At 51.0% G+C, this 20,261-nt stretch carries 15 protein-coding genes and 1 pseudogene; 9 read left to right on the forward strand and 7 right to left on the reverse strand.

Annotated features, from left to right (window positions below):
• Nucleotides 1-240: 240 nt before the first annotated feature.
• The 7 genes and pseudogenes from NQ012_RS08105 (at nucleotide 241) to NQ012_RS08135 (ending at nucleotide 9,274) form a co-directional block, all read left to right on the forward strand.
• Complete coding sequence (locus NQ012_RS08105; RefSeq protein WP_257067097.1) at nucleotides 241-2,520, forward strand: Tex family protein; 2,280 nt, start codon at nucleotides 241-243, stop codon at nucleotides 2,518-2,520.
• 57 nt (nucleotides 2,521-2,577) lie between these two features.
• On the forward strand, nucleotides 2,578-4,491 hold the full coding sequence (locus NQ012_RS08110) for an HsdM family class I SAM-dependent methyltransferase (RefSeq protein WP_257067098.1): 1,914 nt from the start codon (nucleotides 2,578-2,580) through the stop codon (nucleotides 4,489-4,491).
• Entirely contained in the window at nucleotides 4,484-5,056 is a 573-nt protein-coding gene (locus NQ012_RS08115) for a restriction endonuclease subunit S (RefSeq protein ID WP_257067099.1), read from the forward strand. Before NQ012_RS08110 ends, NQ012_RS08115 begins: the two co-directional genes overlap by 8 nt.
• A gap of 38 nt (nucleotides 5,057-5,094) precedes the next feature.
• Nucleotides 5,095-5,568: pseudogene (locus NQ012_RS08120) on the forward strand (restriction endonuclease subunit S); the annotation flags it as partial.
• 41 nt (nucleotides 5,569-5,609) lie between these two features.
• Nucleotides 5,610-6,608 (forward strand): virulence RhuM family protein, encoded by a 999-nt coding sequence (locus NQ012_RS08125; RefSeq protein ID WP_257067100.1) that lies wholly within the window; start codon nucleotides 5,610-5,612, stop codon nucleotides 6,606-6,608.
• Nucleotides 6,609-6,703: 95 nt separating this feature from the next.
• On the forward strand, nucleotides 6,704-7,702 hold the full coding sequence (gene dusA / locus NQ012_RS08130; protein ID WP_257067191.1) for a tRNA dihydrouridine(20/20a) synthase DusA: 999 nt from the start codon (nucleotides 6,704-6,706) through the stop codon (nucleotides 7,700-7,702).
• Nucleotides 7,703-7,837: 135 nt separating this feature from the next.
• Nucleotides 7,838-9,274 carry an acyl-CoA dehydrogenase family protein gene (locus NQ012_RS08135; RefSeq protein WP_257067101.1) on the forward strand — a complete coding sequence of 479 codons (1,437 nt, stop codon included), beginning with the start codon at nucleotides 7,838-7,840 and terminating at the stop codon, nucleotides 9,272-9,274.
• 107 nt (nucleotides 9,275-9,381) lie between these two features.
• Here the strand turns inward: NQ012_RS08135 and pepD are convergent, their stop codons facing one another.
• Nucleotides 9,382-10,827, reverse strand: a complete 1,446-nt coding sequence (pepD, locus tag NQ012_RS08140; protein ID WP_257067102.1) for a beta-Ala-His dipeptidase — start codon at nucleotides 10,825-10,827, stop codon at nucleotides 9,382-9,384.
• A 78-nt stretch (nucleotides 10,828-10,905) separates the two neighbouring features.
• Here pepD and NQ012_RS08145 point away from each other — a divergent pair, with 78 nt between their 5' ends.
• Together NQ012_RS08145 and NQ012_RS08150 are read left to right on the forward strand one after the other, a co-directional pair.
• Nucleotides 10,906-11,115, forward strand: coding sequence for a DUF515 domain-containing protein (locus NQ012_RS08145; protein ID WP_257067103.1), 210 nt, complete (start codon nucleotides 10,906-10,908; stop codon nucleotides 11,113-11,115).
• A gap of 69 nt (nucleotides 11,116-11,184) precedes the next feature.
• Nucleotides 11,185-11,631 carry a lipoic acid synthetase gene (locus NQ012_RS08150; protein ID WP_257067104.1) on the forward strand — a complete coding sequence of 149 codons (447 nt, stop codon included), beginning with the start codon at nucleotides 11,185-11,187 and terminating at the stop codon, nucleotides 11,629-11,631.
• A 160-nt stretch (nucleotides 11,632-11,791) separates the two neighbouring features.
• Here the strand turns inward: NQ012_RS08150 and yfaE are convergent, their stop codons facing one another.
• The 6 genes from yfaE to ilvE all read right to left on the reverse strand — a co-directional run bounded on the left by yfaE (nucleotide 11,792) and on the right by ilvE (nucleotide 20,047).
• Nucleotides 11,792-12,088: a class I ribonucleotide reductase maintenance protein YfaE gene (yfaE, locus tag NQ012_RS08155; RefSeq protein WP_257067105.1), complete on the reverse strand. Its 297-nt coding sequence runs from the start codon at nucleotides 12,086-12,088 to the stop codon at nucleotides 11,792-11,794.
• 144 nt (nucleotides 12,089-12,232) lie between these two features.
• Nucleotides 12,233-13,366 carry a class Ia ribonucleoside-diphosphate reductase subunit beta gene (nrdB, locus tag NQ012_RS08160; protein ID WP_257067192.1) on the reverse strand — a complete coding sequence of 378 codons (1,134 nt, stop codon included), beginning with the start codon at nucleotides 13,364-13,366 and terminating at the stop codon, nucleotides 12,233-12,235.
• A 200-nt stretch (nucleotides 13,367-13,566) separates the two neighbouring features.
• The gene (locus NQ012_RS08165; RefSeq protein WP_257067106.1) at nucleotides 13,567-14,481 is read right to left on the reverse strand and encodes a hypothetical protein; all 915 of its coding nucleotides are present in this window, start codon (nucleotides 14,479-14,481) and stop codon (nucleotides 13,567-13,569) included.
• Nucleotides 14,482-14,647: 166 nt separating this feature from the next.
• The gene (nrdA, locus tag NQ012_RS08170; RefSeq protein ID WP_257067107.1) at nucleotides 14,648-16,927 is read right to left on the reverse strand and encodes a class 1a ribonucleoside-diphosphate reductase subunit alpha; all 2,280 of its coding nucleotides are present in this window, start codon (nucleotides 16,925-16,927) and stop codon (nucleotides 14,648-14,650) included.
• A 514-nt stretch (nucleotides 16,928-17,441) separates the two neighbouring features.
• The gene (gene cls, locus NQ012_RS08175) at nucleotides 17,442-18,932 is read right to left on the reverse strand and encodes a cardiolipin synthase (protein WP_257067108.1); all 1,491 of its coding nucleotides are present in this window, start codon (nucleotides 18,930-18,932) and stop codon (nucleotides 17,442-17,444) included.
• Between the two features lie 116 nt (nucleotides 18,933-19,048).
• A complete protein-coding gene (gene ilvE, locus NQ012_RS08180; RefSeq protein WP_257067109.1) occupies nucleotides 19,049-20,047 on the reverse strand; it encodes a branched-chain-amino-acid transaminase in 999 nt (332 codons plus the stop codon).
• Nucleotides 20,048-20,261 lie beyond the last annotated feature (214 nt).

A 20,261-nucleotide genomic window follows, 5' to 3' on the forward strand; every position in this document is an offset into this window, starting at 1 on the left:
TGTATGCACAAACTGCTGAGAATACTGAACGCACGGGTACGCGACTATCTGTGTTCAGACGGCCTGCAATGCGCTTGATTAACCGTGTTTGATGTTGCTGACTGACGAGTTGGCAACACAGTTGCTAAGCCCGCATCAAACCGAGGCCGTCTGAAATACTTTTTTCAGACGGCCTTTCCCTTTGCCAATCACCCCCAAAACCGCTATCCTTTCCCCTTTTTGCATTCCTCGAAAACATCCATGAACATCACCCAGATTCTCGCCGCCGAACTCTCCGCCACCGCCGCCCAAATCACCGCCGCCGTTCAATTGTTGGACGACGGCGCCACCGTGCCCTTTATCGCCCGCTACCGCAAAGAAGCCACCGGCGGCTTGGACGACAGCCAGCTGCGCACCCTCGAAGAGCGCCTCACCTACCTGCGCGAACTCGAAGAGCGCAAACAAACCGTATTAAAAAGCATAGCAGAACAAGGCAAGCTCACGCCCGAATTGCAGGCAGCCATCGAAGCTGCCGACAACAAAACCGCGCTCGAAGACCTCTATCTGCCCTACAAACCCAAACGCCGCACCAAAGCGCAAATCGCCCGCGAAAACGGCCTGCAACCCTTGGCCGATTCATTATTGGCCGACCAAAACCAAGACCCCGAAGCCGCCGCACAAAGCTATCTCAACGAACAAGTGCCCGACAGCAAAGCCGCGCTCGACGGCGCGCGCGCCATTTTGATGGAACAATTCGCCGAAGACGCCGAACTGATCGGCACCCTGCGCGAAAAACTGTGGAACGAAGCCGAAATCCATGCCCAAGTGATTGAAGGGAAAGAAACCGAAGGCGAAAAATTCGCCGACTATTTCGACCACCGCGAAGCCGTGCGCAGCATGCCCAGCCACCGCGCACTGGCCGTATTGCGCGGCCGTAACGAAGGCATCCTTCAGACGGCCTTAAAATACCAGCCCGACGAAACCCCGATTACCGAACAGAGCGGCTACGAAAAAATCATCGCTCAACACTTCCATATCAATAATGAAAACAAATGGCTGCGCGACACCGTGCGCCTCACCTGGCGCGCCAAAATCTTTCTCTCACTCGAGCTGGAAGCATTAGGCCGTCTGAAAGAAAACGCCGACAGCGACGCCATTACCGTGTTCGCCCACAACCTCAAAGACCTGCTGCTGGCCGCCCCCGCCGGCCGCCTCACCACCCTCGGTCTCGACCCCGGCTACCGCAACGGCGTCAAATGCGCCGTGGTCAGCGACACCGGCAAACTGTTGGACACCGTGATTGTGTATCTGCACCAAGAAAACAATATGCTCGCCACCTTGGCCAAACTCATCAAACAGCACGGCGTGAAGCTGATTGCCATCGGCAACGGCACCGCCAGCCGCGAAACCGACAAAATCGCCGGCGAGTTGGTTAAAGGCCTGCCTGAAATGAAGCTGCACAAAATCGTTGTGAGTGAGGCCGGCGCGTCGATTTATTCCGCCAGCGAGCTGGCCGCCAAAGAATTCCCCGATCTCGACGTTTCCCTGCGCGGCGCCGTCTCCATTGCCCGCCGCCTGCAAGACCCGCTGGCCGAACTGGTAAAGATCGACCCCAAATCCATCGGCGTCGGCCAATACCAGCATGATGTCAACCAATCGCAACTGGCCAAATCGCTCGATGCCGTGGTGGAAGACTGCGTGAATGCCGTCGGCGTCGATGTCAACACCGCCTCCGCGCCGCTGTTGGCGAGAATTTCCGGCCTCAACCAAACGCTGGCGCACAACATTGTCGCCTACCGCGATGAAAACGGCGCATTCGACAGCCGCAAGAAACTCTTAAAAGTGCCGCGTTTGGGCGAAAAAACCTTTGAACAGGCCGCAGGCTTTTTGCGCATCAACGGCGGCAAAGAACCGCTTGATGCCAGCGCCGTCCACCCCGAAGCCTATCCCGTCGTCGCCAAAATGCTGGATGATCTGCACATCAAAGCCGCCGATTTAATCGGCAACCGCGAAAAAATCAAACAAATCAAACCCGCCGCCTACACCACCGAACAATTCGGCCTGCCCACCATCATGGACATTCTCGCCGAACTCGAAAAACCCGGCCGCGACCCGCGCGGCGAGTTTCAGACAGCCACCTTTGCCGAAGGCGTGAACGAAATCAGCGATTTACAGGTAGGCATGATTTTGGAAGGCGTGGTTTCCAATGTCGCCAACTTCGGCGCGTTTGTGGACATTGGCGTACACCAAGACGGCTTGGTACACATCTCCGCCCTGTCGAACAAATTTGTGCAAGACCCGCGCGAAGTGGTAAAAGCCGGCGACGTGGTAAAAGTGAAAGTGCTGGAAGTCGATGCCGCACGCAAACGCATCGCCTTAACCATGCGCCTGGACGACGAACCCGGCACGCAGGCCAAACGCAGCGACAGGCCGTCTGAAAACAACCGCAGAAGCGATAGCCGCAGCGCCAAACCGCAACGGCAGGAAAAAGCCCCTGCCAATTCGGCGATGGCGGATGCGTTTGCCAAACTCAAACGCTAAAGAACCAGTAAAGCGGTCTGAGTTTTACGACAACCAACCTTTTAAAAGATAACCGACATGGCTAAAAAAGAAATTAAAACCGATCTTTGGGTTTATGATTTATTAAAAGAAGCAGGATTGGATTTATGCCCGCAAGGCAGCGATATTGCCGAATTGGATAAAGCCTTGAAAACGGCATCAAAGGCGCAAACAGGTAAAGCGGGCTATCCGGAATATTGCGGTATCGTTAAAGATTTTGTCATCGTGATAGAAGACAAATCTGATACCGCAAACCACATCAAACGCGATGATAAAGATTTAATTTGCCAAAATACTGCAAGTGTAAAAGATTTCGCGGTAAATGGTGCGTTACATTACGGCATCCATTTGGCAAAAAATACGAGTTATAAAAAGATTATCGCAATTGGTGTATCAGGTAATGAAAAACGCCATAAAATTTCACCGCTATTTATTAATGAGCGTGGCGAATATAAAGAACTGGAAGATGTTGAAACTTTTACCCTGTTTGACGAAAAAAACATTGATGAGTATTACATCAAAAATATCTTAAAAGAGCAGACCGACGAAGAAAAAACCACTGCCGAGATTTTGAAGGATGCTAAGGAATTACACGAAGACCTGCGCAACTACGGCAGTATTCAGGACAAAGACAAACCGCTGATTGTGTCTGGCATTCTGCTTGCCTTGCGAGAAATGGAGCATAAAAACTTTGATATTGACAATTTAAACGGTGATGACATCAAAACCGATGGTCAGAAAATTTATGAAGCCATTCAGGCAAATTTAGACCGCGCCCAAGTCAAACCACAGGTTAAAAAAGACAAACTACTTAGTCAATTTTTAGTTATCCGGGACACTAAAGCAATCAACGAAAAAAACAATGTATTGGGCAAAACACCGTTGAAACACTACACGCAGTTTATCTACGACCACATTTATAAAAATATCAGATATATTCATTCTGCCGAAGACTATTTGGGGCGTTTTTATGGTGAATTTATGTCCTATTCGGGCGGAGACGGGCAAACATTGGGTATTGTTTTAACGCCACGGCATATCGTTGAATTGTTTTGCGAGCTGATAGATTTAAAACCAAGCGACAGTGTATTTGATCCTTGTTGCGGTACGGCTGGTTTTTTGATTGCAGCAATGCACCATATGCTGCAAAAAACCGATAAAGAACCGGAGAAAAGAAAAATCCGTAAAGAACAATTACACGGTATCGAATTGCAACCTTATATGTTTACCATTGCCACCACCAATATGATTTTGCGTGGCGACGGAAAAAGTAATCTGGAGCAGGAAGATTTTCTCAAACAAAATCCGGCCAAATTACAGCTCAAAGGCTGCAATATCGGCATGATGAATCCGCCGTATTCACAAGGCTCAAAAGCCAACCCAAACTTATATGAAATTTCTTTTACCGAACATCTCTTGGATTCTCTGACGGCAGACGGCAAAGCCATTGTGATTGTTCCGCAATCATCCATGACGGGAAAAACCAGAGAAGAGCAGGCAATCAAAGAAAATATCTTGAAAAAGCATACCCTTGAAGGCGTGATTACATTGAACAAAAATACGTTTTATGGTGTCGGCACAAATCCGTGCATTGCTGTATTTTCAACAGGTATTCCGCATGAAAAAGATAAAATCGTCAAATTTATCAACTTTGAAAATGACGGCTTTGAAGTGCAGAAACACATCGGTTTGGTGGAAACGATCAGTGCAAAAGATAAGAAACAACATTTGCTCGATGTTTGGTTTGGCCGCATTGAAGCGGAAAGCAAATTCTGCGTAGAAACTACTATTGAAGCTGATGATGAATGGTTGCATTCGTTTTACTACTTTAATGACGAAATCCCAACCGAGGCCGATTTTGAAAAAGTGATTGCCGATTATCTGACCTTTGAAGTCAATATGATTACGCATGGCAGGGGGTATTTGTTTGGGGTGGAGAGTGGCAATGAATGAGTTGAAATTGACGGATAGAGCGTGGAAAAGTTTCTTTATCGGAGGGAAACAAGGACTTTTTGAAATCAAGGCAACCAAGAGCGGAATTGACAAAAATAAGTTGAAAACATCAGACACAGGAACAACGCCTTATATAACTCGCACAGATTTGGATAATGGCATTAATTTATTTGTACCTGACGAGCAAATGCCAAAATATAAAAAAGATGATGGCAATGTAATTACCATTGGTTTGGATACACAAACTGTTTTTTATCAGAAAAATGCATTTTGGACAGGGCAAAATATTCAAGTTTTGAAAAATCAAAACTTGAATTATTGGGTAGCTATGTTCATCATTCCATTATTAAAAATTCAAATGAAAAAATTTTCTTGGGGAAGTACGGGGGCAACATTAGGTCGTTTAAATCGCACAAGAATCATGCTGCCTGTAAATGCTGACGGACAACCCGATTGGCAATTTATGGAAGATTTTATGAAACAGATTGAGCAAGATAAAATTGCCACAGTGCTAAAATATTATAATAATTCATTAAGTAACAATAACTTGCGGGGGGGGGGGTAGAGGCTTGGAGGCCGTCTGAAACGGCTTGGAAAGCTTTTGCCATACAGGATATTTGTGAGATTTTGTCGGGTGTGCGTTTGACCAAGCAAGATATGGTAATCGGCAATATTCCATTTGTTGGTGCCAGCGATTCAAATAATGGTATTACTGCCTTTGTTGATAATCAAAACGCCAGCTTGGATAAAAATGTTTTAGGTGTAAATTACAATGGCAGTGTGGTGGAAAATTTTTACCACCCTTACGAATGTCTGTTTTCAGACGATGTAAAACGCCTGAAAATCAAAATACCGCAAGCAGGAAAATATACTTATCTGTTTTTGAAAGCCGCCATTTTGCAACAAAAATCCAAATATCAATATGGCTATAAATTCAATGCCGAGCGCATGAAAAAACAAAAAATCCTGTTGCCCGTTAATACAGAGAATCAGCCTGATTGGTCTGCCGTTGAACACTATATGCAAGCTTTGGAATTGCGACAGCTAATACATTATTTGAAGTATAAACAACAATAACGGCCATCTCAGGCAGCCTGAAAACTATACAAGGAAAAAGTATGTCGGAAAATGATTTGATTCTTTACACTACCCAAGACGGACAAGCACAGTTTGTGTTGCGTGAACTGGGTGGGCAGCTTTGGTTGACACAGGCAGAAATTTCCGAGCTTTATCAAACTACTAAGCAGAATATCAGCAAACATATCAAAGCGATTTTTGATGAAAATGAATTGGTGGAAAGTTCAGTTGTCAACTCACAGTTGACAACTGCCGGCGATGGTAAAAACTATCAGACTTTGCTTTACTCTCTCCCCATGGTTCTCGCCATCGGCTACCGCGTGCGCTCTACGCGCGGTACGCAGTTCCGCCAATGGGCAACGCGCACTTTGGCCGAGTATTTGCAAAAAGGTTTCGTGCTGGACGACGAACGCTTGAAAAACCCGCCCGTCGGCACCGTGCCTGCGCCGGATTATTTCGATGAATTGCTGGAACGCATCCGCGACATCCGCGCCAGCGAGAAACGGGTATACCTGCGGGTGCGCGAGATTTTTGCTTTGGCGGCGGATTACCAGCCGAGCTTCCAGGAAACCACGCAATTTTTCAAAATCATTCAAAATAAACTGCATTTTGCCGTTAGCGGCCAGACTGCGGCAGAGCTGGTTTATCACCGCGCCGATGCGGCCAAGCCGATGATGGGTTTGACGCACACCGATTCAGGCCGCTTACACAAAAAAGACATCAAAATTGCCAAGAATTATCTGCATGAAGGCGAAATCGGCGAATTGAACCGTATCGTTACGATGTGGCTGGATTTTGCCGAAGATCAGGCCAAGCGTAAAAAACAGGTTTTTTTGCGTGATTGGGTAGAAAAACTGGATCAGTTTCTACAATTTAACGACCGCGAAGTATTGCAAGGTGCGGGAAAAATCAGCAAAAAGCAGGCCGATGCCAAGGCAGAGGCGGAATATGAACGCTATACCGCTGCGCAGCGTGCAGCAAAAGAAATCCGAGGTGAAAGCGATATTGCCGAATTGCTGCATATCCGGCCGAAGAAATAAACATATGAAACCTATCAGCCTCCCCTGCTTTTCAGACGGCCTCAAATATCCCAAAACCCCTTATAATGCCGCACTTTAAACCCCACTCTCCCACCATGACCGCCCTACCGCCCCGCCGCCTTTCCGTCGCGCCCATGCTCGATTGGACCGACACCCACTACCGCTATATGGCCCGCCAGATCACACGCCGCACTTGGCTTTACAGCGAAATGATTAACGCGGGTGCCATTATCCACGGCGATAAAAACCGTTTTTTAAAGTTTAACGAAGGCGAGCAGCCGGTTGCCCTGCAATTGGGCGGCAGCGAACCGGCCGATCTAGCGCAGGCGGCCAAAGCGGGCGAGGCTTACGGCTACAACGAAATCAACCTCAACTGCGGCTGCCCCAGCCCGCGCGTGCAGAAAGGCGCGTTCGGCGCCTGTTTGATGAACGACACCGCGCTGGTGGCCGACTGCCTTAACGCCATGCAGGATGCGGTGCGGATTCCCGTAACCGTTAAACACCGCATCGGCATCGACCGCCAAAACGAATATGCCGTCGTGCGCGACTTTGTGGGTACGCTTTCCGTTCAGACGGCCTGCACCACTTTTATCGTCCACGCCCGCAACGCTTGGCTTGACGGCCTTTCGCCTAAAGAAAACCGCGAAGTGCCGCCGTTGAAATACGATTATGTTTACCGCCTCAAGCGCGATTTTCCCGATTTGGAAATCATCATCAACGGCGGCATCACCACCAACGAAGCAATCGCCGCGCATTTGGAACACGTCGATGGCGTGATGGTCGGCCGCGAGGCCTATCATAACCCGATGGTGATGCGTGAATGGGACAGGCTGTTTTACGGCGGCAGCGAGGCAACCGTTGCCTATGCCGATTTGGTGGAAAAGCTGTTCCGTTACAGCCGCGCGCATATCCGATCCGGCAACGGCGCCACGCTCCGCCACACCGCCCGCCATTATCTCGGCCTGATGCACGGCCTGAAAAACGCACGCGTGTGGCGGCGTATGCTTTCCGATGCTTCGCTGTTGAAAAACAACGACGGCAGCCTGATTCTCGAAGCGTGGCGGGAGGTGGCGAAAGCCAACGGGTTGGATTAACCGCCCTGCCCCGCTCCTGCCATAATTTTTACAGCCGGATGCCGCCGACAAACACGCTGATGATTGTCAACCACCTGAGAATATGTTATAAATCTTAGGCAATTTACTCTAAAAAATATCGCACCAAGAGGATATATGGCACACAGCACATTGGCAAACCAGCCGGTTCATATGGATACGGCTGATTTTTTACGACATATCGAAGCGGCTTTCAAACGCATTTTTTCAGACGGCCTCAACCTGATGCACTATCTGCCCGAAAACAAATGGCTCGAGCTGAAGCGTGCGGGGCTGTTGCTGCCGTTTTTGGCCGAGCGGCACGGCGGCAGAAAAAGCAATCAGTTTGAAATCCAAGAAGTGTTGCGCATAGCCGGGCATTACGGTGTACCCGTTACCCTGCGCACCGGCATAGAGGGCGCGCTGGTATTGCAGCCTTTAATCGAGTTCGGCAACCCGCAGCAAATCGAAACCGGCCTGAAGCTGATTTTCAACGGCGAAGGCGGCGGCCTGGCCATCACCGAACCTGAAACCTCCGGCGCCGCCATTGCGCGCGAAATGCAGTCTTATTACGAATATCAGGATAACGGCACCGTTTATGTGCACGCCGTCAAATATTGGCAGGGCAACTCGCAAAGCGACTTTCTGCTGGTTGCCGCCAAAGAGCGCAAAAACGGCAAATTATCGAAAACCATCAATCTGTTGCTGGTGCCCAAACAATATATCGGCTATGAAACCCTGAAATCGGAAGGCTTGCGCGCGGTGCGCTATGCGGTCAACCGCATCGATGCGGCCATACCCGCCGATTGCGTGATGAAACTTTCGGAAAACGAAGCCGCCGGCCTGCGAGCCTTTCAAAACATCTTTATCCGCAGCCGCCTGCAACTGGTGGGCATGACCCACGGCGTGATGGAATACATCATCGAAAACCTGCGCCGCTTCGTGGTGAACGACATTAAATTCGTTGATCACGAGCGCCGCCAAATCATGAAACGCCATGCCGTTTCGCAACTGCTCTACCGCTTTACCTGCCGCCACGTCGCCCCCGACCAAGCCGTTGCCCATCAGCTGATGGAAGCCAACATCATCAAAACGCTCGCCACCGAATACACCTACGGCGCGGCGCAGATTTTGCAGAAACTGCTCGGCGCCAAAGGCTTCGAGAGCGGCCACCCCGCCAGCAATATCGCCATCGACATCCGCCCTTTCACCATTTTTGAAGGGCCGAACGATATGCTGTATGCCGAAATCTACGACCAATTCGTCCGCGCCACCCATCAGGAAAAAGCGCAAGGCATCAAACCCGATAAAAACCAAACCCTGCTGCAACACCTGCTGTCGGACCACCGCTTCGCCGCCGTGCGCCTGCCCGAACGCAGCGAAGTGCCTGCCGACATCGCCGGTTTTCTGCAACAGCACCGCTTGGGCGAAGCCGACGCCGCCGAAAAAGTGTTTCTCGGCAAAATCATCGCCCGGCTGTTTGTGTGGGCGCAGGCCGACAGCCAAGATGCCGCCGCCCTGCTGTTAACCGATGTGCGTAAAGATATGCTGGATTGCCAAGAGCTTGTCGGATAACACACCGATAGAATTGTTTGTATCCACGTTACACTTCGGCAAATATAGAGGCCGTCTGAAAAAATATTTCAGACGGCCTCTATATTTGTCGCACCTTTCTTACCCGTTCAAACCCCTTGGGCCAGCATATCCAGCAAAATTTCCCAGCATTCGGCCACCGTGGCGGTTTCCACACGCTCCCACGGCGTATGCGCACCTTCTATGGTGGGGCCGAAGGAAATCATTTCCACATCGGGCAGGCGCTGCTGCATCAGGCCGCATTCCAAACCGGCGTGCAGCACCTCGGTTTTCGGTTCGCGCCCCAAGCGGGCGGCAAACACGGGTTGGGCGGCGGCGAACAGTTTCGACGAAGCGTCGGGTTTCCAGCCTGGGTAATCGCCGTCGAGCAGCAGCTCGGCGCCGCTTAAATCCGCAATGGCGGCCAGTTGGCGGCCAAGGGCATTTTTCGGCGTTTCCAACAGCGAACGCATCAGCAGGCAAACGTGCAGTTGCTCTGCGTTGGTGTCGGCCACACTCAGGCATATCGAGGTTTCCACTACACCGGAGAAATCGTCGCTCCAGCGGATAACGCCGTCGGGCAAGGCGCACAGCAAATCCACGGCACGGCGGCTGCTTTCGACACTAAACGCAAGGCCGTCGTGCGCAATGTTTTCGGCACGGATAAACAGCTTGCCGCCGTGTGCGCCCAATTCTGCGCACGCCTGCCGTTCGGCTTCGGCCAGCAATGTGTGCAGCGCATCAGCCTGCTGCGGCGGCAACACAATTTCGGCACAGGCCTCGCGCGGAATCACATTGCGCAAGCGACCGCCGTGCAATGCGGCCAAACGCCAATCAAGGCCGTCTGAAAAGCGTTTGAGTGTGTCGGCCAACAGCTTTATGGCGTTGCCGCGGCCGCGGTGGATATCGATGCCCGAATGGCCGCCCAACATTCCGCCCACGGTGATGCGCCAGCGCTGCCCTGCCGCAGCCTGCTGCATCAGCGGCAGCGACAGCTCGGCATCGCGGCCGCCGGCACACCCCAGATAAATGCTGCCGTGCTCTTCGCTGTCGAGATTGAGCAGATAGCGCCCCTGCAAATAATCGGCACGCACGGCGCGCACGCCGCCCATGCCGGTTTCTTCTTCCACCGTCAGCAACACTTCCAGCGGCGGGTGGGGAATATCGTCGGCAAAAGCCACCGCCAGCGCCATGGCCGCACCGATGCCGTTATCGGCACCGAGCGTGGTTTGGTCGGCATACACCCAACCGCCTTCGATGCGGGGTCGGATGGGATCGCGACTGAAATCATGTGCCGATTCGGGCGTTTTCTGCGCCACCATATCGATATGCGCCTGCAAAATCACGCCGCTTTTAGCAGCCATGCCCTCACCGCAGGCCGGTTTGCGCAAATAAATATTGCCTTTTTCGTCTTGGCGCGCCCCCAGCCCTTTGGCGCGTGCGCGTTCCATAATCAGAGCGGCCAGCGCGGCTTCTTGGTAGGTGGGGTGCGGCACGGCGCAAATGTCGGCAAACCATTGCCAAACGGGTTGTGGGGAAAGTTGTCGGATAGGCATCAATCAATCCTTCTATAGCGAAACAAAGTGGGTTTCAGACGGCCCTGCCGTATAATGAGCTGAAAACGGAGGACGATAATGGAACGTGAAAAAATTTATTATGCGGCAGTGATTTTGATTTCGGCGGTTTCCATTCTGCTCAGCCCGTTTTTTTATGTACGCCGCACACGCAGGCCGCAAAACGGGCGCCCCGCCGAACGCCGCTGGCGCGCGGTGATTGCCGGCAATATATTGATGGTGCTGGTGTTGTTGGCTGTGTGGTGGTTTTGGCTGCGGCAGGCATTATAACGCGCGCCGGTATTGCCCGTTTGGTTTTCAGACGGCATACTGCACGCTTCACGTTACGGAAAACAAATCATGAACAATATTACCCGCCTGCTTGCCGCTGCTCTATTCTCTGCCGGCGCATTATCCGCACAAGCCGCCACGGTTTACGAGTGCCTTCAAAACGGGCAGCGCGTTTACACGCAAAACCCCGGCGGCAACTGCCAAAAAGCAGATATCGGCAGGGTCGGCCTTTATTCGGCATCACCGGCACCCGCCGTCCAACCGCAAGCTCCCGCACAGGAAAGCCGCCCCGAGAACCGCCCTGCCGGCCAAGCACAGCGCCAAGCCGCCCAACGGCAGCTCGAACAGGCACAAAAAGCGCTGGAAGACGGCAAACAGGTGCGCTACGGCAACGAGCGCAATTATGTGCGCTACCAACAGCGTATCCAAAGCCTTGAAGCGGCGGTTAGCGAAGCTCAGCAAAAACTTGATGCGCTGGATAAAACCGATGAATCCGCACCCGAACCTTTTCACTAAAGGCAAGCCAAGCCGGCCGGCTTTTGAAAGGCTGCAAATTTAAGCGGCGCTGTAAAGCGCCGCTTAAATTTTTTTAGAAACAAAAAGATAGTAGGAAAGGTAGCGGCATATCAAACAGATTCGGCAAAGTTTCGGGTTTTGCAAAGCCCCGGGCCTGCAACTATTCCTCAAACAAATCCACATCAAACAAATCCGGTTCCTGCACGCGCATACCGCAGTCCACCTCCACCGCTTCGGTTACGCGGCAACAGCACGGCAGAATTTCGCCCGGCGCGACAAACGCCAGCGGAAAGTTATCGTATTCCACCCTGCCTGACACGATTTTCATGCGGCAAGAGCCGCAATAGCCGCTGCGGCATTGGTATTCAACCTCGTGGCCGGTACGCTCCAGCCCCTCCAGCAGGGTTTCGTCCTGCCGCAGCTCGAAACTCTTATCGCGTGTGGTGATTAAAACCATAAAAAAATCCGCTTGTGTGTGGTCTGTTTGCCGTATTGTTTTCAGACGGCCTCAATGAATGAACCGGAAACAAGGTTTCAGGCCGTCTGAACATCCACGGCACAATCCGCAGTTTTTCAGACGGCCTGTTTGTTGTGGTGGAAGTTAAAGCTCAAAATCGCCCAAATCGTCGGCATTCACCTCGGCATCAATCTGCCCGATCAGGTACGACGAAATTTCCACTTCCTGCGGCGCCACCTGCACGTTGTCGGACGACAGCCACGCATTAATCCACGGAATCGGGTTTTGGGTAGCGTTTTCAAACGCCGGTTTCAAACCCACCGCCTGCATACGAAGGTTGGTAATATAATCAACGTATTGGCTGAGAATTTCCTTGTTTAGGCCGATCATCGAGCCGTCTTTAAACAGGTATTCCGCCCATTCTTTCTCTTGCAAGGCGGCTTTTTTAAACAGCTCGAAACATTCCTGCTCCAGCTCGGCGGCGATTTCCGCCATCTCCGCATCGTCCGCGCCGCTGCGCATCAGGTTCAGCATATGCTGTGTGCCGGTAAGGTGCAGGGCTTCGTCGCGCGCAATCAGTTTGATGATTTTGGCGTTGCCCTCCATCAGCTCGCGCTCGGCAAAAGCAAACGAGCAGGCAAACGACACATAAAAGCGGATGGCCTCCAGCACGTTTACGCACATCAGGCACAAATACAGCTTCTTCTTCAACTCGCGCAGGCTCACGCGCACGGTTTTGCCGTCGAAACGGTGCTCGCCTTCGCCGAACAGGTTGTAATACTGCGTGTATTCGATCAAATCATCGTAGTAACAGGCAATATCTTCGGCACGGGCAATGATGTATTCGTTATCGACGATATCGTCGAACACCACCGACGGGTCGTTAACGATATTGCGGATAATGTGGGTATAGCTGCGCGAGTGGATGGTTTCGCTGAAGCTCCAGGTTTCAATCCACGTTTCCAGTTCGGGAATCGACACCAACGGCAGCAGCGCCACATTGGGGCTGCGCCCCTGAATCGAATCGAGCAGGGTTTGGTATTTCAAATTGCTGATAAAAATATGTTTTTCATGCTCGGGCAGGTTTTGGTAATCGATACGGTCGCGCGATACGTCGATTTCTTCCGGCCGCCAGAAAAACGACAGCTGCTTTTCAATCAGCTTTTCAAAAATTTCATATTTCTGCTGGTCATAACGCGCCACATTCACCGGCTGGCCGAAAAACATCGGCTCGGTTAAAGCGTTGTTTTTTTCTTTACTGAACGTGCTGTATGACATGATTAGGTGTTCGCAGGACATAGCGGGTTCTCTTTTGAAATAATGATAAAATTTTCAGACGGCCTTAATACCACCTTAATGGTACTGCTTTATCCCCGTTCAAGAGAGAAGAACGGTAATGTGGTTTTTTATCAAAGTAAATGTGAACTTACCAATTTTAATCCCAGATAAAGCTTAACTTTTTAATAAAATTTAATTTTTTAATTATTGCTACTGATTTGCTTAGCTTGATACATACTTCCTATTCTTAGAGCTTCTGACCTACCGCCAGATAAATCATTAGCTTTCTTCAAAATGTAAGTAGGAAATTTTGTTGGTAAATATGTTTCTCTAAACCAACGTCTAAATTCAGGTAAAGCATTTTCAGGATAGGCGTTTACAGATTGTGGATTACTTGCTGCTTGTGGATAATAATTTGGATAGTTATGGGCACAAGGGATAAATTCTCCGTGCTGAGAGCTTAAGTTATTTTCTTTCCAAAATTTTGCCCATAGTATGCCAACGCTAATGTCTGGTATAGTTTTATGATTAACAGTAACATCCGCATTTATTAAATCAACAATCATGCCAGTAATTTCTTGAAAAATAATAAAATATCCGGTAGGTACATTATTTTGTAGAATAGATGTTCTGTCATTAAGGTATTTCCATTTATCAAATGGCCTATAATTTAACGCTTGGTAGATATATGTTTGTAATCCATATCTAGCAAGCTCTCTAAAATTTGTTACAGCAATATCTGTTTTACTTTTACTATCAAAAGCGTAATACTCCAATATTGCCATACAAACAATATCTGGATATGCATAATGCTTTTGTCTACTCGTAATGATTTCTAAGTATAACTTAGGCTCTCTATAGCCTTTTTTTGTAAGCAACTCTCGCAATAAAGAGTTTCTATCTTTTCCACCAAACACATCTTCATTAAAAGTATTTTCCCATTCAGTACTAATATCATATATTACACTACGGTTCACACCAGTAAGAGCGGCCAGTCCTGTTTGTGTTAAATATGGAATACCATTATCAAGAACACCCATCTCAATACCATTGATATCCTTCTGAATTTCAACATGAAAATCCATCTCAAGCTGTTGATAGGAAGTATTAGCCATAGAATCAAACCTTTTAGCAATCTATTTTTCAAAAATGCGAAACCCTACATCGCCGAGCTAAAGTCCAGCCTATAAGGGTTATGGTATTTTTATTCATAGCGTTTTCAGACGACCTTTCAACAACAAGTCGTCTGAAAATATTGTTATTTTTCAAATCTTAAACGTTTTAAATCTTACACGCCCCGCCTACACAGCCGTCGTCTTGGATATCGGTCTGCGTATCGTCGGCACCGTCGCGGGTGTTGTGGTAATACAGGGTTTTCAAGCCGAATTTATAGGCGGTAAGCAGGTCTTTCAAAAGTTGCTTCATCGGCACGCGGCCGCCTTCGAAGCGTTGCGGGTCGTAGCTGGTATTGGCGGAAATGGCCTGATCGACGAATTTCTGCATCACGCCCACGAGTTTCAAATAGCCGTCGTTGGAAGGCATCTGCCACAACAGTTCGTATTGGTTTTTCAGTCGCTCAAATTCTGGCACCACCTGTTTCAAAATGCCGTCTTTCGAGGCTTTTACCGAAACCAGTCCACGCGGCGGTTCGATGCCGTTGGTGGCGTTGGCGATTTGCGAACTGGTTTCAGACGGCATCAGTGCGGTTAAGGTGGAATTGCGCAGGCCGTGTTTGACAATGTCGGCGCGCAGGCCCTCCCAATCCAGGTGCAGCGGCTCTTGGCAGATGGTGTCCAAATCTTTTTTATAGGTATCGACGGGCAGCTTGCCTTGCGCGTAGGTGGTTTCTTTAAACGCCGGGCAGGCGCCGAATTCTTGGGCGAGTTGCACCGAGGCTTTGAGCAGGTAATACTGGATTGCTTCAAAGGTGCGGTGGGTTAAGCCGATGGCGGAATCGTCGCTGTATTTCACGCCGTTTTTGGCCAGATAGTAGGCGTAGTTGATCACGCCGATGCCGAGGGTACGGCGGTTCATGGTGGCGTGATAGGCAGCTTTAACGGGATAGTCTTGATAATCGAGCAAGGCATCGAGCGCACGCACGGCCAAATCGGCCAAACCTTCGAGTTCGTTTAAGCTTTCCAGTGCCCCGAGGTTGAAGGCCGACAGGGTGCACAGGGCGATTTCGCCGTTTTCGTCGTTGATGTCGTTTAACGGCTTGGTCGGCAGCGCGATTTCCAAACACAGGTTGGACTGGCGCACCGGTGCCACTTTCGGATCGAACGGGCTGTGGGTGTTGCAGTGATCGACGTTTTGGATGTAGATGCGGCCGGTGCCGGCGCGCTCCTGCATCAACAGCGAAAACAGCTCGGTGGCGGGCACCACGCGCTTGCGGACGGCGGGGTCTTGCTCGTATTGGGTATAAAGGCGCTCGAATTCGTCTTGGTCGGCGAAAAAGGCGTCATACAGGCCGGGTACTTCGTGCGGTGAAAACAGGGCGATGTCGCCGCCTTTAATCAGGCGTGTGTAGAGCAGGCGGTTAATCTGCACGCCGTAATCAAGATGGCGCACGCGGTTGTCTTCCACGCCGCGGTTGTTTTTCAGCACCAACAGGCTTTCCACTTCGATGTGCCACAGGGGGTAGAACAAGGTGGCCGCACCGCCGCGCACGCCGCCTTGCGAGCAGGATTTAACGGCGGCCTGGAACATTTTGAAGAACGGAATGCAGCCGGTGTGCTGCGCCTCGCCGCCGCGGATTTCGCTGCCCAAACCGCGGATGCGGCCGGCGTTGATGCCAATGCCCGCGCGTTGGGAAACGTATTTCACAATGGCGCTGGTGGTGGCGTTGATGGAATCGAGGCTGTCGTCGCACTCGATCAACACGCAGCTCGAAAACTGGCGTGTGGGCGTACGCACGCCGCTCATAATCGGCGTGGGCAGGGAAATTTTAAAGGTGGAAACGGCATCGTAAAAGCGTTTCACATAATCGAGGCGGGTGGCTTTCGGATATTTGGCAAACAGGCACATCGCCACCAGTACATACAGAAACTGCGGGGTTTCGTAGATTTGGCGGGTAACGCGGTTTTGCACCAGATATTTGCCTTCGAGCTGTTTGACCGCACCGTAGGAAAAGGCCATATCGCGGTCGTGGTCGATATAGGCATTCAGTTCGTCGAACTCTTCGCGGCTGTAATCGGCCAGCAGGTGGCGGTCGTATTTGCCCGCTTCGGTGAGCTTGGCAACATGGTCGTAAAGGTGGGGCGGCTCAAACTGGCCGTAGGCGATTTTGCGCAGGTGGAAAATCGCCAGGCGGGCGGCCAGGTATTGGTAATCGGGCGTTTCCTGAGAAATCAGGTCGGCCGCGGCCTTGATGATGGTTTCGTGGATGTCGTCGGTGCGGATGCCGTTGTAAAACTGGATATGCGATTTCAGCTCCACCTGCGATACGGAAACATTATTCAACCCTTCCGCCGCCCAGTTGATCACACGGTGGATTTTATACAGGTCTATTTCTTCCAAACGCCCGTCGCGCTTGGTTACTTTCAGGTTGGTTGGTGCGTTCATCGACTTATCCTAAAATTGGGCAAAAACACAAGATACGGTAGTGCTGCATTAAGAGAAACACAATATACTGTATTTCAAAAAACACTACCAGTCTTGACAAGCCGCTTGCGATGAAGTTCTGCCCACCCCTTACGACCGCACACGCCGAGAACGAATCCACTTGTCGGTTTGTGCTTGAAGCCCCATCGAAAACAGTTTGCCGCCGCAAAACAATATCTTGCTTACCGATAAGAATGCCTCGCAACAAGCCCCCTGCTGAAAACCGGCCGTGCAAAAATATATAACGAAACAAAATAATTAACTCGAAGAGAACGATTTTGTAAGCTGCTACGGCAGCAACAGAATCGGCTTCATGCTATCTATACAGGGCGCCATTTTTGTAAATAAATGTTAATTTACACTTTATATAGCATCAGTGTTGCACTTGTTAATCAAACTTGAGGCCGTCTGAAAACACCCGCTTGCGCAGAAACTACGCAACGTGTTTTCAGACGGCCTCAATATTATTTTTGCATCACAACAACGGACTCATCAGGCGCACGGTATTTTCCACCAGCCCCCACCATCTGGCTCGCTGCTGCCATCTTTTTATGCTCACATAACGGCTGCTGCTCAGATATTGCTGCTGCAAATCAATCACCTGGCCGGTGATGGTTTTATCGTAAACCGCCAGGCTGATTTCGAGATTCAGGAAGAAGCTGCGCATATCCATATTCACCGTGCCGAAGAGCGTGTAGCCTTCGTCGATAGTCATGGTTTTGGCGTGCAGCAGCCCGCCTTCAAACAGGGCGATTTTCACACCCGCTTTCAACAACATGGGGTAATAGGCGCGCGATGCGTAGCGCACCATCAGCGAATCTACTTTGGCCGGCAATATCAGGGTAACGTCCACCCCGCGCTTGGCGGCGGTAGTGAGCGCCATCAGCAGCGGATCGTCGGGCACGAAATACGGAGTGGTGATGACGATTTTGCGGGTGGCGGAATAAATGGCGCTGATAATGGTTTCGTAAATTACCCGCTCGCCCTGGTCGGGCGCCGACGGTATCACTTGGGCGGCAACGTTGCCTGCGCGCATTTTGTCGGGCAGCATGGCGGGAATAATTTCGGTATAAGTGCCCAAATATTGCTGCACATTGGCCAGATTGTCATCATTTTCCACCGCCAAATCGGCATAAAACACGGCCGTCATTTCCAACACCATCGGGCCGGTACAGCGCATCATCACGTCCACCCATTCGCCCACGCCCGAGCTTTGTTTGAAAAAGCGCGGATCAACCAAGTTATAGCTGCCGGTGTAGCCGATTTTTTTATCGACAATCAAAATCTTGCGGTGGTTACGCAAATCGCTGCGGGTAAACAGCGTGCGCATCGGCCCCACCGGCAGCGCGGCGTGCACCTCGATGCCGGCTGCACGCAGTTTTTCTACCCAGCCGCTGTTGAAAAATCCGTGGCTGCCCACCGCATCGGCCAACACCGCACAATCCACCCCCCGCTCTGCCGCTTCGATTACCGTGTTGAGCAGCGTTTCGATTCTGCCCTGCGGGTCGATGATATAAAACGCCAACAGGCACGACTGTTCGGCCGCGCGTATATCGGCCAACATGGCATCAACGATTTCGTCGGTGGTGGAAAGCAGCGTCATGGCGTTGTTGCGGGTGGCGCCCAAACCGGTGGCATCTGCGGCCACTTTGGCAATGCCCCGGTAACGCGGGCGGATTTCGTTGGTAACGTCCAAATCGATATCGGCCAGATAACGCTCGGCAAACTCGCCGTAGAAGCGGTTCATTTCAGCCGCCCGCTTGGCACGCGCCAAACCGAGGCGCGGTTCGCCCAGCATCAGATAGGCAATCACGCCGAAAAGCGGAAACATAAACAGGATAATCAGCCATGCAAACGCCGTGCCGGTGTTGCGCTGTTTATAAAGCACCCGCACCACGCAGGCCAATGCGGCGGCGGTGTGCAGGTAGAGCAGAATCTGCCCCCAGGGAATTTGAATATTATTCATTGGTTAATCATTATGGGTTGCGGTGATGGTTTCAGACGGCCTGATGCCTGTTACACAGACCAAAAGGCCGTCTGAAAGTTTGGTATTTTCAGACGGCCGCTTTATGCCAACAAGCCTTATGCCACTTTAACCAACCAACCGTAACGGTCTTCGGCCAGGCCGTATTGGATGTCGGTAACGGCTTTGCGGATGGCGGTGCCGCGCTCTTGGCCGGCAACGGCGATTTCTTTGCCGCCAATTACAAAAGAAGTAACCGGAGAAATCACCGCCGCCGTGCCGGTTAAAATTGCCTCCGCACCGTTTTCCACGGCTTCGCGTAACTCTTCTACGGTAAAGTTGCGCTCGCTGATTTGGTAGCCCATATCGCGCGCCACTTTCAACACTGAATCGCGGGTTACGCCGTGTAAAAATTCGCTGGTTAACGGTTTGGTGATGATTTCATCACCCTTAATCAAAGCAAAATTCGCCGCCGCCGTTTCCTGCACGTCGCCGTTCGGGCAAAACAGTACTTGGTGCGCACCGTATTCTTCGCGTGCTTTGGTTACCCACGGCAACGCCGAAGCATAGTTGCCGCCGCATTTCACACGGCCCATATGCGGGGCGCAGCGCATGTGTTCCGTTTCCACCAGAAGTTTCATCGGCGAACCGGCTTTGAAATAATCGCCCACCGGCGAAGCCAAAATATACAGAACCGCATTATCCGAACCGGCCGCAGCCTTGCCGATAACCGGGTCGGTGCCGATTAAAGTCGGGCGAAGGTACAACGAAGCAGGCGCATCGGGGATTTCGTCTGCGGCACGCGCCACCAACTCGATTAAAGCATCACGGAAAGCCTCGGTTTCCGGAACGGGCAGGCTCAACAATTTGGCACTCTGCTGCATACGGGCGATATTCGCATCGGGGCGGAACAACACAATGCCGCCGTCTTCCTGGCGGAATGCCTTCAAACCCTCGAAACATTCGCTGCCGTAATGCAGGCAATGCGCGCCAGGTGCTAGTTGCAGATTATCGGAAGGCTGCCAGCGCACGCCCTGCCATGCGCCGTTTTCAAAAGCCAATACCGGCATATCTTTATGGAAAACGCTGCCGAATACGGCGGGAACTTCTCTTGCCATGATGGATACTTTCGGGTGGTTGATGGTTATATATGAAAAATACTCTTTGCCTGCCCGCTTGGCAAGCCCTGTAAACGTGATATTGCAAACATGCCGAGAAAAAGGCCGTCTGAAAACAAAATGAATGAAATTTCAGATACAGTCAATCAGTCCAAGAAAAAATATATACGCCATATCAAGATTAACCCGGGCATCTTAAAAATTGGCAAAAATT

The sequence above is a fragment of the Neisseria dentiae genome (assembly GCF_024580525.1).
Taxonomy (GTDB): domain Bacteria; phylum Pseudomonadota; class Gammaproteobacteria; order Burkholderiales; family Neisseriaceae; genus Neisseria; species Neisseria dentiae_A.